At 50.2% G+C, this 13,339-nt stretch carries 11 protein-coding genes and 1 rRNA gene; 8 read left to right on the top strand and 4 right to left on the bottom strand.

The window, feature by feature from the left end; genetic code table 11:
• Positions 1-63 precede the first annotated feature (63 nt).
• The 4 genes from J7438_RS16195 (at position 64) to J7438_RS16210 (ending at position 3,887) form a co-directional block, all read left to right on the top strand.
• Positions 64-270, top strand: coding sequence for a CPXCG motif-containing cysteine-rich protein (locus tag J7438_RS16195; protein ID WP_209277368.1), 207 nt, complete (start codon positions 64-66; stop codon positions 268-270).
• A 13-nt stretch (positions 271-283) separates the two neighbouring features.
• Positions 284-1,525, top strand: a complete 1,242-nt coding sequence (locus J7438_RS16200) for an ABC transporter substrate-binding protein (RefSeq protein ID WP_209277369.1) — start codon at positions 284-286, stop codon at positions 1,523-1,525.
• A gap of 113 nt (positions 1,526-1,638) precedes the next feature.
• Positions 1,639-3,267, top strand: coding sequence for an ABC transporter permease (locus J7438_RS16205; RefSeq protein ID WP_209277370.1), 1,629 nt, complete (start codon positions 1,639-1,641; stop codon positions 3,265-3,267).
• On the top strand, positions 3,264-3,887 hold the full coding sequence (locus J7438_RS16210; protein ID WP_209277371.1) for an ATP-binding cassette domain-containing protein: 624 nt from the start codon (positions 3,264-3,266) through the stop codon (positions 3,885-3,887). Before J7438_RS16205 ends, J7438_RS16210 begins: the two co-directional genes overlap by 4 nt.
• Here J7438_RS16210 and J7438_RS16215 read toward each other — a convergent pair.
• From J7438_RS16215 to epmB, 4 genes are all read right to left on the bottom strand, one after another.
• Complete coding sequence (locus tag J7438_RS16215; RefSeq protein ID WP_209277372.1) at positions 3,877-4,809, bottom strand: hypothetical protein; 933 nt, start codon at positions 4,807-4,809, stop codon at positions 3,877-3,879. The two genes, J7438_RS16210 and J7438_RS16215, sit on opposite strands and share 11 nt — an antisense overlap.
• A 439-nt stretch (positions 4,810-5,248) precedes the next feature.
• Positions 5,249-7,270 (bottom strand): EAL domain-containing response regulator, encoded by a 2,022-nt coding sequence (locus tag J7438_RS16220; protein WP_209277373.1) that lies wholly within the window; start codon positions 7,268-7,270, stop codon positions 5,249-5,251.
• 178 nt (positions 7,271-7,448) lie between these two features.
• Entirely contained in the window at positions 7,449-9,101 is a 1,653-nt protein-coding gene (locus J7438_RS16225) for a cyclic-di-GMP receptor FimW-related protein (protein WP_209277374.1), read from the bottom strand.
• Between the two features lie 238 nt (positions 9,102-9,339).
• Positions 9,340-10,383: an EF-P beta-lysylation protein EpmB gene (gene epmB, locus J7438_RS16230; RefSeq protein ID WP_209277375.1), complete on the bottom strand. Its 1,044-nt coding sequence runs from the start codon at positions 10,381-10,383 to the stop codon at positions 9,340-9,342.
• Between the two features lie 29 nt (positions 10,384-10,412).
• Between epmB and efp the strand changes: the two genes are divergently transcribed.
• The 4 genes from efp to J7438_RS16250 form a co-directional block, all read left to right on the top strand.
• On the top strand, positions 10,413-10,982 hold the full coding sequence (efp, locus tag J7438_RS16235; protein WP_101745846.1) for an elongation factor P: 570 nt from the start codon (positions 10,413-10,415) through the stop codon (positions 10,980-10,982).
• Between the two features lie 420 nt (positions 10,983-11,402).
• Entirely contained in the window at positions 11,403-11,570 is a 168-nt protein-coding gene (locus J7438_RS16240; RefSeq protein WP_209277376.1) for a hypothetical protein, read from the top strand.
• Positions 11,571-11,593: 23 nt separating this feature from the next.
• Positions 11,594-12,583: an EF-P lysine aminoacylase EpmA gene (epmA, locus tag J7438_RS16245; protein WP_209277377.1), complete on the top strand. Its 990-nt coding sequence runs from the start codon at positions 11,594-11,596 to the stop codon at positions 12,581-12,583.
• Positions 12,584-13,220: 637 nt separating this feature from the next.
• A 16S ribosomal RNA gene (locus J7438_RS16250) occupies positions 13,221-13,339 on the top strand; the annotation flags it as partial.

The following is a 13,339-nucleotide window of genomic DNA, read 5'->3' on the forward strand; positions in this document are numbered from 1 at the left end:
AGATCGGGAGCTCGTTTATGAAATATCCGGGTTAATACTCCTGACTGAGAAAAGGTGTTCGCGATGGATGAGTGGATAAGCTGGCAGGATCATTGCCCGTATTGTGGAGAGCCAATCGAACTGCTGTTGGATGCTGGCTTCACGGAGACGGATGAATCATTGCTTTACACTGAAGATTGTCAGGTGTGCTGCCGTCCCATCGTTGTGACGCTGACCATCGATGAAGACGGTAACCATCATTGTCAATTAACGACAGAGTCTGGCTTTTGATATGAAAGGTAATATGAACATCATAAGTACATGGAGCAAGCAAGCCTCAACGGCTTTGGTCATGGCTACCGTCGCTTTTATCAGCAGTGTCAGTGTCAGCGAAGCAAAAACTACCACCTGGCAGGAAATCGTTGAGGAATCAAAAGGGCAGACGGTTTATTTCAATGCCTGGGGGGGAAGCGAGCAGATCAATGATTATATTGACTGGGCTACCGATCAGGTAGATAAACGCTACGGTATTGCACTGAAACATGTCAAAGTCAGTGATACATCAAATGTCGTAAGTCGCGTACTTGCGGAAAAAGCAGCCGGACGAAACAGTAATGGCACCGTTGATCTGGTATGGATTAATGGTGAAAACTTTCGTTCAATGAAGCAAAACGGCCTGTTGTTTGGTCCTTTTGTTCAGGACTTACCCTCGTTCAAGGGCGTGGACCCAGAAGAGAACCCCTCCACGGTGCTCGACTTTGGTGAGCCTGTTGATGGCCTCGAAGCGCCCTGGGGGATGGCACAACTGGTGTTTATTTATGACACCGATTCGTTTTCCCGAAAAGAAACGGTCCCGCCAGCCAATGCCTCAGAACTTCTTGAGTTTGCCAGAAAGCATAAAGGGCGTGTGACGTACCCCTTGCCCCCCGATTTTGTCGGTACGACGTTTCTGAAGCAGTTGTTGAGTGAGTTGACACCAGAACCTGGTGTGCTGTTAAAGCCCGTTTCTGAGGCGGATTTCGATGCGGTAACCTCTCCTTTATGGCGATATCTTGATGAACTTCACCCTTTATTGTGGCGAGAGGGCGAGACGTTCCCAGCCAACAATCTGGCGCTGACGCCCATGTTGGACGACGGTGAAATTTTACTCTCAATGACCTTTAATCCAGCCTATGCCAGCTCTGCTATTGCCAATGGGGAGCTGCCAGACACGGTGAGAACATACGTCCATAATGCGGGCACATTGGGAAACACTCATTTTCTGGCGATTCCTTTCAACAGTGATTCTGCCGGGGCAGCACAGGTCGTCATTAATTTTCTGCTATCACCGGAGGCACAGGCACACAAAGCGAATCCGGATGTCTGGGGAGACCCTACGGTGCTCAGCATGAGCCAGTTAAAGGGAATTGAACGCAAACGCTTTACGAGTTTGCCCCTGGGGCCGGCAACCCTGTCGCCTGAAGCGTTAGGTAAAGTGCTTCCGGAACCCCACAGCTCCTGGGTCGCTGAACTTGAGGATGCCTGGAAGGCAAGATACCGCCAGTGAGTTTATTGATAAAGTGTGAACAGCAGGTATTTGTCAGGTCTGTTTCACGGTTACTTGCTTTAGGGTTGGTGGCTCTGTTTTTATTCCCGGTCCTGGCCGGGTTGGGCAGTATTATGCTGCCTGCCTTTGGGTATATGCCGGTCCTGGGGTTTGACACATTCAGCTTTTCTTCCTGGCAAATGCTGCTGGAAACACCCGCGCTTATCGAGATGCTGTTGCTCAGTCTCTGGACCTCTGTTGCATCCACTTTGTTATCCCTGTTCCTTGCTTTTGGTGTGATCTGTTGCACCTGGGGCACCCCCCTTTGGCATAAGGTTCAGCGGTGGCTGGCACCCTTGATGGCTGTGCCCCATGTGGCACTGGCTTTTGGGGTTATGTTTGTGTTGATGCCCAGTGGTTTGCTGGCCCGGCTTATTGCTGTTTTTGCCGGGTGGAGCTTTCCCCCTGACTGGCAGACGATCCAGGATCAATACGGCATAAGCCTGATACTGATTCTGATTATTAAAGAAACCCCTTTTTTGCTGTTTATGATGGCGACGTCTGTCGTGCAGTTGCCCGTCGCCGATACGCTGAAACTGGGCGGAAGCCTGGGATACCAGCCAGGTGTTATCTGGCTTAAGCTGATCTGGCCGCGCCTCTACCCGATGATTCGTTTGCCAGTGTATACCGTATTGGCGTTCGCCATCTCTGTGGTGGATGTGGCACTGGTGATTGGGCCTGCAAACCCTCCGACATTTGCCGTACAGATTTTTCAGTGGATAAATGATCCGGATTTGAGCAAAAGCCTGCTTGCCGCATCGGGCAGTGTGCTCTTGTTGCTGCTGGTGGCCTCTGTTATTGGTGCTTTTCACCTGACGGAATGGACCATGAACAGACTGCTCAGATACTGGTTGATCAATGGGTACCGTGGTCGGTTCAGTGGTCTCTGGCTGTCGTTCAGCAGGAAAGTCTGGCAGGGTTTGGTGATGCTGTTTCTGTCAGGTGGGGCTGCTCTGCTGATCTGGTCTTTTGTCTGGCGCTGGCGATTCCCTTCTCTCTGGCCAGACTGGTCTTTACGAAGCTGGCAGCGAGCCTGGGAGGGTATCAGTGAGCCCATTGTGAACTCCCTGCTGATCGGCGTGACCGCCACGCTGGCGGCCAACATTATCTCGGTTATTTTGCTGGAGCTGAATGATCTCCAGCGACAAAACAGTGAATCTGCCGGAAAGTGGCTGGCCCTGCTGACCAGGGGGGCCATGTATATTCCATTACTTTTGCCGCAAATGACTTTTCTGTTTGGTGTTCAACTACTTCTGCTGCAATGGGGAGCTGAGGGTCACTGGTTGACGGTCACCGGACTGCATTTGCTGTTCGTATTGCCCTACTGCTTTCTGAGTTTGTCAGGCCCCTGGCAGCATTATGATCAGCGTCACAGTCTTCAGGGACTGTTATTATCCGGGTCCTGGCTGAAGACCTTTTTGCGGGTGAAACTGGGCATACTCTGGCGTCCGGTGATGGCCAGTCTGGCGTTGGGTTTTGCGGTGAGTATTGCCCAATATCTGCCGACCCTGTTTGCCAGTGCTGGCCGGGTGGAGACAGTGACAACCGAAGCCATCAGTCTGGTTTCCGGCGGAAATCGACGGTTGATTGGTGTCTACGGGCTTGTTCAAATGCTCCTGCCTTTCATTGCTTATGCCATGGCTTTTTTCCTGAGCTATTGGACAATCAGACATGGACGTTTTGCCAGGAGACTCCACTCTTGAGCCTGATTCTTGATCAAATTGATATTACGCTGAATGGCCAGAAGCTGTTGGATAACATCTGTTGTTGCGTGGACGACGGTGAAGTGCTTTCGGTATTGGGTCCCAGTGGTTGCGGTAAAAGCAGTTTGTTAAATCTGATTTGCGGGACGCTGCCAAACAGCTTTGGTTGCTCAGGGCAGGTGATTCTGGACGGGGTAGTACTGAATAACCTGCCGCCCTATAAACGACAGGTAGGTCTGCAGTTTCAGGACCACCTGTTGTTTCCCCATATGACGGTGGGTGAGAATCTGGCTTTTGCGCTGCCTGCGCACTACCGGAAATCCCAGCGCCGGGAAAGAGCAGAGCAGGCACTGGCTGACTGCGGAATGTCGGGCTTTTTCGAGCTGAATCCATCCATGTTGTCCGGTGGCCAAAAAGCAAGAATCAGCCTGATGCGAACGCTGTTATCGGAACCCAAAGCCCTGCTGCTGGATGAGCCTTTTTCCAAGTTGGATGCAACACTGAGAAGCAGTTTTCGGCACTTCGTCTTTCAACAGATTCAGAGCCGAAGCATTCCTGCGCTTATGGTGACCCATGATGAACAGGATATTCCTGATAAAGGCTTATTGCTTAAGCTCTGATCATTGATTTTGAACTGGGTAAAAATAGATCGTTATTGGCAAAGAAATCAGAGGTTTCAAAGCCCCGGGGTAGCTCAGGGTAAGGTGATCTGAGAATCAGAGCCATACTATTGTCAGTGTCGGTTAAATGGACTGCGTGCTCGAACTGGGTTGCATCCATTATGTAAAAATGGCCGGGTTCATTCGATTCAATGGTGGTCAGCTGATCATTGTTTCGTATGGTTAGCGTTCGTTGACCGGCCAGATTGATACAAGCCACCAGCTGGCCTACCTTGCCCTTATCCACATGCCAGCCAAGACAGTGATTCGATGGTAGCATGGCGTTGTTTTCAGGGTTTTCAGATCGGCGACAATAAAAATTAATAGACGTCAGGCGCAGGGCATTCTGGCCAAAATAGCGTTTAATATCAGGGTTGAGGGTGTGAAGATGATTCACCAGATGAGCAATGGTGGCATGGCTGGCAGCCAATATTGCGCGGTCCGGTTCTTCTGCTGGCATCGGGATTGCCCACGAGCGTACAAGCCCAGCATCACCATGACACATGAACGTGGCTTGTGTACTCGGTAGTTTTGCCAGATAGGCTTCCCACCTGGGAACGAGACTGCCTGTAGCATTGCCTTGTCGGGCTATTATTTCGTGGTACGGGAAGCCCATGGCCTCTATATCACGATTAATGCCTGTGATTATTGCCGGGTCAATATAGCCGGTCATGATCGTTTCCTGAGAACCGCGAATATTGGGTGCATTAATTTTCTGGCATTTATAGGCAGCACGGCGTCCTTTGTTGGGAATTGTGGGGCTGATTTCTTTTCCGTTGGTCTCCGGAAGGGGTAATCGAAGCAATCTGGTCGGCAATGGTCGTAATGAAATGGTTCTTTGTTTATTCCCTGTTGCAGTCGCTTTAGTGGTTGGGTTATCCATTGTGGATAAGCAAGACTGACCGGGTTTGTCCTGGTTATTATTCTTTCTTATCTTTTTCCCCTTGAGGAACGCATCGGACAAAGGATGCGCAGAAACAAAGGTCTCAGTAGCTGTATGAGGCCTTTTGTGAGAACGAAGAATCATAAAGAGTAAAATCCATGATATTTTTATTCGAACGATTAATATAGAAGAACGATCAGAAATTGCTTAACTAAACCAGACAGGACCGTTACACATCCTGTCTGTCATTCTTAGGGTAGGCATTAAGCGCCTACTCCCGGCTTCGGGAAGCTAAAGACGTAACCACGAAGGACACGAAGAGCACAAAGAAGAGCTTTTCTTATCCTTCGTGATCTTTGTGTCCTTCGTGGTTCCATCCGAAACCCAATGAAAATAGTGGGGTAAGCTTAATGTCCACCCTAACGTCTGTTTACTTCTGTCAGCCAAAGTCAAAGTCCATCGCTTCCATTGGTCCCTGAATATAATACCCCTGCGCGTAATCAACACCCATTCGCCACAAGTGTGCCAGTGTCCGGGTACTTTCCACCTTTGGCACAATACTGCGAATATTATGTTCTTTGAGGATATCCAGCATTTTGATGATGTTCTCATCACTGTTTTCGTCCAGCTTGCTGGTGAAGCTGCCGTCCAGGCGCACAAACTGGATATCAAGGTGCTTCAGTATCTTCATGGAACGGGAGTCACCCTGAAATCGGGTAATGGCCAGCTGGCAGCCAATATTGTGAATAGCTTCAGCAAAATCCACAATGCGTTTCAGCTGCTGGAGCACGATGGACTCTGGCAGTTGCAGGACAATACTGTCAGGCGGCAAATCTGTCGCTTTCAACAGGCCGGAAAGATACTGGGCTAACTCGGTTCCCTGGATGGACAGGTGACTCAGGTGAATCAGCAACCGAACGCTTTGTCCCTGTTTATGGACCTGTGCCAACTGGCGCACGCATTGACGAAGAACCCAGCGATCGATATGCGGCATCAGGCTGGAGGATTCTGCCGCCGCCATAAACGTGCCAGCTTCTACCACTTCTCCCTGGTGGGAGTGCAGGCGCAGGAAGACTTCATACTGTTTTTCTTCGGAACCGGTAATGTTGATGACAGGCTGGAACAGCAGACGGAATGAATCCTGGGACAAAGCCTGACGGATCATGGCCTGTACATCGCCATCCCTGGCTTTCTCATCGAGTTCTTCCGTTTTGGAGTAGCGGCAAAGACGTTCGGCATTTTTAATGGCGCGCTGGCAGGCACTTTCTGCATTATTTAACAGTATGGTGACGCCTTGCTGATGCTCTTTAACCGCAAAACCGATACTGACTGTCGCTGTGAGCGTTTCATCTTCACTACCGAACAGGTGCTCATCAATGGCACTTTGCAAGGTGATGAGGCGTTTTTGGACATCATCCGGATTACCTGCTGTTTCAACCAGCAAAAAGCTGTCATCGGTGTAATGGCAGACAGCGGCAGCGGGGAAGAGTTCCTCAGCCATCCGCACAATGGATTCCTGTATGGAGATAATGCCGTCAATACTGGCTTCTTGTCGTAAATTCTGGAAGTCATCCAGCTGTATCCAGGCCAGTGTTGCCTCTGTTGCTGCTGTAACCGCAGATGCGGCTTGCTCAAGAAACTGTTCTTTCGTGTCTGCACTGGCCTTATGGTTCACCGGCTGGCTGAGTACGGGAACCATTACCGGTAACAGAATCAGCTGGATGCAGGGTTCATCATCGTATTGCGCAGCGGATAAGCGAAGGCTGACGGGGGTACTGTGGCCATCGGTATGAACCAGCTCACATTCAACCGGGTCAATCGTTTGGTTGGTCCCAAACTGCTTCAACATCTGCCTGATCTCAGCTTGATGTTGTGCGGCGATTATATCGATCAGGGGTATGCCCGCCAGATCATCGGCATGGTCGTAGCCCGTGAGCTGAAGATACGCAGCATTGGCATCCACATGCATGCCATCGTGAATATAGGCGATGGCTTCAGAGGCATTGGCCAGTAACAGTTGGCAACGTTTGTTGGACTCGTTCAGCTCCTGGCGTGCATTGCTGAGGTTTCGCCTGTCTTCCAGGCTGGTGAGCTCACGGAGAACGGCGTGCAGTATATGCTCTTCATTGGCACTGGGTATCGCGTCTCTGGCTCCGGCAGATAGCCAGGTAGAAGTACGCTGAGGATTGTATTCCGGCAGGGTGACAATAACCGGAATATCCTTCTGGTGTTTTTCAATGATGGCCAGTACCTGCTGTGCATTAAGCCTGGTGGTTTCTTCAGCGCTGAGCACGACATCCCATGGCTGCTCTGACAGGGCCTCCTCCATGGTTTCGATGGAAGCAATATGTTGTACCCGGTGAGGCAGGCCCGCATTGCGAAACAACTTTACCCAGCGTTCCACATCGTTTGGCGAGTCTTCCAGGGCAAGCAAGCGTAGGGTTTGTCGGCGGTAATTCATGGGAGATTGATCACTATTATTTTGAATGAGGCAGCTCTTACGTCAGCAGATGCTCCCTGAAACGGTATGAGCCTGTTTCAACATCTTACGACAAGCGCAATTCAAAGGTATAGAGTGCTCCCACGGAATTGTGACCGGCACCGGGAACTTGATTACCGGGATCAGAAACCATAAAAGTTTACCCAAACAGCTTGAATTGGTACTGGCTCCAGGTTGGCGTTGTATTCATGCAGCTCATAAGTTGACCTTTCAGCAGGGTGTCATTCTGAATCAACTCAAACTTGGCTCCCTCCCTGCCGGAGAGATTTGGTATGACCAGAGAGGGCGCGTTGGGGTCGGTTAACATCAGTGATCTCTGGAAGTGGCTGGCTGCCTGAGTTTTGTGTATCAAGGATATGGCCACTGGTTCTACTGATGGGGTGAAGAGATTGACACCAAAAGTTACTTCATTCTGCGCTGAAATACCCAGCCAACGCACACTGTACAGGGCCCAGGGTGACACTTTATCCGGACGGATGCCAAGAAGTTCACCGGCATGAAACTGTTTGGGTAACTTGCTGTTGATTTTCAGGCAGAGCCCGGTGTTGCTGGTATTGATGATCTCGGCTGGCAAGACAGAGAGGTGGTTGTTACCCGGGGTCTCTTCCGTATTAAAGGCAATTCTCTCACCCGCTGAAGGGCTGTTTTGTTTATCTCTGATTTCAGCGTCATGGGCCTGTGACCAGATATCATCAGATGCCTCTGAGAAGCTACTCTTGCCAGCAGCATCAGAATGAACGGCAATAATATCCTCAAAGCGTCGTTTACCTGAGAGATGATAATGAAGCGCGGTAAATCCAAAGCAGGTTTCACATGGGTCCGAAGCAGCTCTGCGCGGACCGGATCGCTTTTGGATCGGTCCCCAGCTTGATATGAGATGTTGGATCAATTCCGTTGGCAACACATTTGCCGCTTTGGGATCTTCTTTTATTTTTGCCAGGTGCGCCGTCAATACCCGGATATTCAGACCAATCACGCCGGGATGCACTTTATCAGGCTCTGGTAATGCATATTCAAGGCCTCCGTCACTGTTGAGACGTACAGAAAAATAGGTTTTCAGGCCAGACTCGGGCTGGATTTTGCCGTGGCTGATCCAGAGGCTTAACATTTGCCAGACCTGCTGGATTTCACCGGGTGATAATTGATCGGTATTACTGCGTGACAGCATCAGGGCACGTTTATAGAGGTTTTCCAGCGACATGGGGCTGGATTTGGGGTCATAAGGATCTTCCTGTTGGAAGCCCTGATGATTATGGCGTGCGGCAAGCTGGTATAGCGTATGCAGTTCAAGCCACAGGCGTTCAGGTGCAGGGCGATAAAGCAGGCAATGGAATAAATACGCTGCTGCACTCTCCGAAACAGCCCGATGCAGCGCGGCTGCAAGTAAATTGGCATGCTCTTTATTATCCAGACAGCACTGAACCACGGCTTTATAGACGTTTGCCAACCCCATATACAGGCGCTTGCACAGATCAAACCAGCTTTGCTGACTTGATGCAAATGTAATGTATCGCTGTAGATGTCGTTGATAGCTATTGGCGGCGGTTGACAGTGCAGGCGACCGGATGGCTTCTGCGAGGGCAAATAGCTCGTCGGGGGGACAGTCAAGCCTGCTCAGTTCATCCAGGGCGTGGACCAGGCGCTCTCCACTTTGCTGGTGATCTGTGAGAGGTAGTCCTTTCAGCCACTGTTTCAGCTTATTGCTGTTTGATGCTGCCCCATCAGGACAAAAAGAGAGAGAATTGAGGCTACGGCTGGGCAGCTCCAGGTGAGGAGTATTTGCAGATTCCATTCTTAAATTCCAATAGCGGGGCTATGACATCCTGTCAGTAACGGTTCTTGAGCAATCTTTTTATTGAATCAATGTCGCCTTTCCGGGTGATAGCGTTACCAGTAACACTCCACCCATTTATTTCCAGTAGCGAACTCTGTATTTATGATAATTATGCTGAGACGAATATACCAGTCCAGCAAGCTTTATCACTTTTAGTAAATTGTACGACTAATGTCTGACTTTTTATTGAGAAGTGTCAGAGTATCCATGTTTTGCCGGGTCTGCCGGGAATCTCCCGAACCAGTCTGGGCACCAGATAGCCCGGACAGTTAGCCATAACCTCTTGTATCAGACGAGTCGCTGTAACGTCCGGCACATCAAAATGAGCGGCACCGTGCACCGGGTCTAGCAGGTGCAGGTAGTAAGGGAGTACGCCAGCTTTAAACAGCGCTTCGCCAAGCTGAATAAGCGCCGAAGCACTATCATTAACGCTCTTAAGCAACACAGCCTGGTTCAATAATGTTACGCCTGCCTGTTTGAGCCGGAACATGGCTTCACGAACGCTGTCATCAATCTCGTTGGCATGGTTGGCATGAATCACCATCACTGGTTGCAGGCGCTGTCTGGCAAACCAGTTGATCAGTTCATCGGTGACCCGGTCAGGAATCACCACGGGCAAACGGGTATGAATGCGCAGTGTGGCCACATGATCAATAGCGTTCAGCTCGGCAGCAATGTTCGCCAACCGGCGGTCATTGTTGGCCAATGGGTCCCCGCCACTGAGAATCACCTCCTTTATGCTGGTATCAGAGCGAATGTACTCTATGGCATTGCGCCAGCTGTCCTGGTCCAGCCGATTATCCTGGTACGGGAAATGGCGGCGAAAGCAGAAGCGGCAGTTCACCGCACAGGCCCCGCCGACAATTAGCAACAGCCTGCCATGGTATTTATGGATAACCCCATCGGTTGGATTCTGCGACTGTTCTGCCAGTGGGTCCAGGCCATAACCCTCAATGTGTTGGCACTCTTCGCCAACAGGCAGAACCTGCCTCAACAACGGGTCGTCAGGGTTCCCCGGCACCATTCGCTGGATATAGGCATGGGGTACTCTCAGTGAAAATTCCTGACAGGCTTTCAGTGCCGGTGATAATAGCGCCGGACTCAACTGCAACATGGCCAGCAACTGCTCCGGGGAGGTGATGGCCCCTGCCAGTTGTGCCTGCCAGCAGCCGAAATCGCTGATTGTCTGCGTACTTATCTGCGCCCTCGACTGCACACTGAGCTCCGAACGGGTTATCATAGGGGTTTTTGATCTCCTGGTAAGGTCCAATGGCTAGTTATAGTACCAATGAGTTTCGTTCTGGTCTTAAAGTAATGCTCGAAGGCGATCCCTGCTCGATCATTGAGAACGAATTTGTAAAACCTGGCAAAGGTCAGGCATTCAACCGGGTTAAATTCCGTAACCTGATGTCCGGTCGCGTCTGGGAACGTACGTTCAAATCCGGCGAAAGTCTGGAAGCGGCAGACGTTATGGACCTCGATATGGAATACCTCTACACCGACGGTGAATTCTGGCACTTCATGATGACTGATGGTTCCTACGAACAACATGCAGCCAGCCGTGAAGCCGTGGGTGATACCATCGATTGGCTCAAAGAGCAGGGAGTATACTCGGTTACTCTTTATAATGGTTCCCCTCTTTCGGTTTCTGCACCTAATTTTGTCGAACTCCAGGTGGTGGAAACCGATCCGGGCCTGAAGGGCGATACAGCCCAGGGCGGCTCCAAGCCAGCCAAGCTGAGCACCGGCGCGGTGGTTAAGGTGCCCCTGTTTATTGTTGAGGGTGAAGTCCTCAAAATTGATACCCGTACTGGCGAATATGTGGGTCGTGTGAAGTAATTTATGCCCCCCGTGGGGTGGTGCTCCCGCTGCCCCATCTTGTTTTTGTTCTGCTGTTTTTTTGTACTATGTACGTACAATGTTCTGCGCGGTCTATGTAAAAACGCATATTCCACTACTTTACTGTCGATTAAATTGCCTGTGTTTTCCGTATCAGGTACTTCTCCATAGTCCATGGGTTTTCATGGCGAGTCCTGCTCGGGCTCGACTGAACTCAATCATTATTATCTATAAATGGCATCACCCATTGTGGTGATATATTTGCAAGAGCGGTTCCTTGAAAATAACCATTCTGTCCACTTAGTCAAAAAAATACGATTTCATTTGGTTAACTACTTACCTATCAGGGCAAGCTGGTCTTTGATAACAAACAAATTACCGATGACGGGGTGAGTTTGAGTACCTCTGGGGTGAAACCTGGTGTTTGGTATTGATACCTTCACCCCTGGTGAAGTTAAAGGCAATCCGCTCAGTTATACCCTGGCCAGCCTGAGCAGTAATGAGCAGGTGCAGCAAACCCTGCTACTTTTGGCAGGGTTTGTTTTTTCAGCTCTACAACTACCGACACAATTCACTTACCTTAAATAATGAATATTACTCAGGAGCAATTTATGGCCAATGATGTATGGCACCCATCGGCTTCAATGATGGCGCTTAAAGAACGAGCGCGGTTACTGCAAAAGACCCGGGCTTATTTTGATGCTCAGGGGGTCATGGAGGTAGAAACCCCGATGCTGTCCGGCAGCGCCACTGTGGATGTTTATATAGACAGCTTTGCCACAGAGTTCAGCCCCATTGGTCATGGCCAGTCACAGCTTTGCTACCTGCACACCTCGCCGGAGTTTGCCATGAAGCGGCTGCTGGCAGCGGGCAGTGGCGATATTTACTCTCTCGGGCGAGTCTTCAGAAATGGAGAAGCTGGAGGGCGGCATAATCCGGAGTTCACCCTGCTGGAATGGTACCGGGTTGGTATGAATGACCGGCGGTTGATGGATGATGTTGCCGATTTGCTGAGTAGTGTCTGCAACTTCCGGGAGGTCCGGCGCTGCAGCTATGGTGAGCTGTTTGCAGAGTACCTGGGAGTCAATCCATACATCGCATCGGATGAAGCGCTGAGCCAGCTGGTCAGGGATAAGGTGGATGCCAAACTTCAGGGGCTTGAAAGAAGTGACTGCCTGGACCTTCTGTTCTCAAAATTTATTGAGCCGAACCTTGGGTCCACAGATTCAGAAGTGCTGGAAGGCTACTTTGTCTATGACTACCCGGCCACCATGTCAGCACTGGCCAGGTTATCCACCAATCGGGATGGGCATCCGGTAGCTTCACGCTTTGAACTGTTTGTTAACGGGGTCGAGCTGGCCAATGGCTACCATGAACTGCTCAATGCAGAGGAGCAGAAGCAACGCTTTGAAGAAGAGCAGCAAAAGCGTCAGGAGAGAGGCTATGACATCTACCCCTACGACAAAAACATGGTAGCGGCACTGGAACACGGAATGCCCGACTGTGCAGGCGTAGCGATGGGCATTGACCGGCTTCTTATGTTGATGCTTGGTACAGGCAATATTGCAGATGTGCTGGCATTTGATTTCAGCCGGGCATAATGAATGGCACCGCAACAAGTGTGCAGTTGGTGACTCCCTAAAAGATGTACGGGTGGATAGAGAGATCTTTTATTGCATCAACCTGAAATAAAAATACTTGTCATTACATTTGGTTTGTGTAGAATGCGCCGCTCTTCCACGGGCTAACCTGAAACGGTCACCCACGGATCAGTAGAATGAATCATCATCGTTGACCGGGAAGTGCGGTTTGAAAATGGGTTGTTTGGAAGTGAATGAAAAACAACCGGTTGACAAATCAAACCGGCGCGGTAAGATGCGCTTCCGCTGACAGGGCTTGAGAGCAACGTTAGCGAGTTGGAAAGCTTCTTTCTTCTTCGGAAAAACGAACGCTTGACAACGAAAGTCGCCACGGTAAGATAGGCGGCCTTGCTGATCGGCACTGACTGCTGAATCAGCGATTAAATCACCATGATTTAATCAGTTCTTTAACAAGATATCAGACAATTCGTGTGGGCGCTTGTGCGATGGCATCGGTTAATCAGTTCTCTTATAAAGAGCGCTGAGAACACTTTAAGATGCTTAATTGATCAAGCGAACATACCTGTAAATTCATGTACGTTTAATTGTGACATTGAGCCGTTGTTTTGTTCTTCGGAATGAAATGACAAAACGATTTAAACTGAAGAGTTTGATCATGGCTCAGATTGAACGCTGGCGGCAGGCCTAACACATGCAAGTCGAGCGGTAGCAGGAAGTGCTTGCACTTCGCTGACGAGCGGCGGACGGGTGCGTAAC

The sequence above is a fragment of the Thalassotalea sp. G20_0 genome (genome assembly GCF_017744175.1).
Lineage (GTDB): Bacteria > Pseudomonadota > Gammaproteobacteria > Pseudomonadales > Endozoicomonadaceae > Endozoicomonas.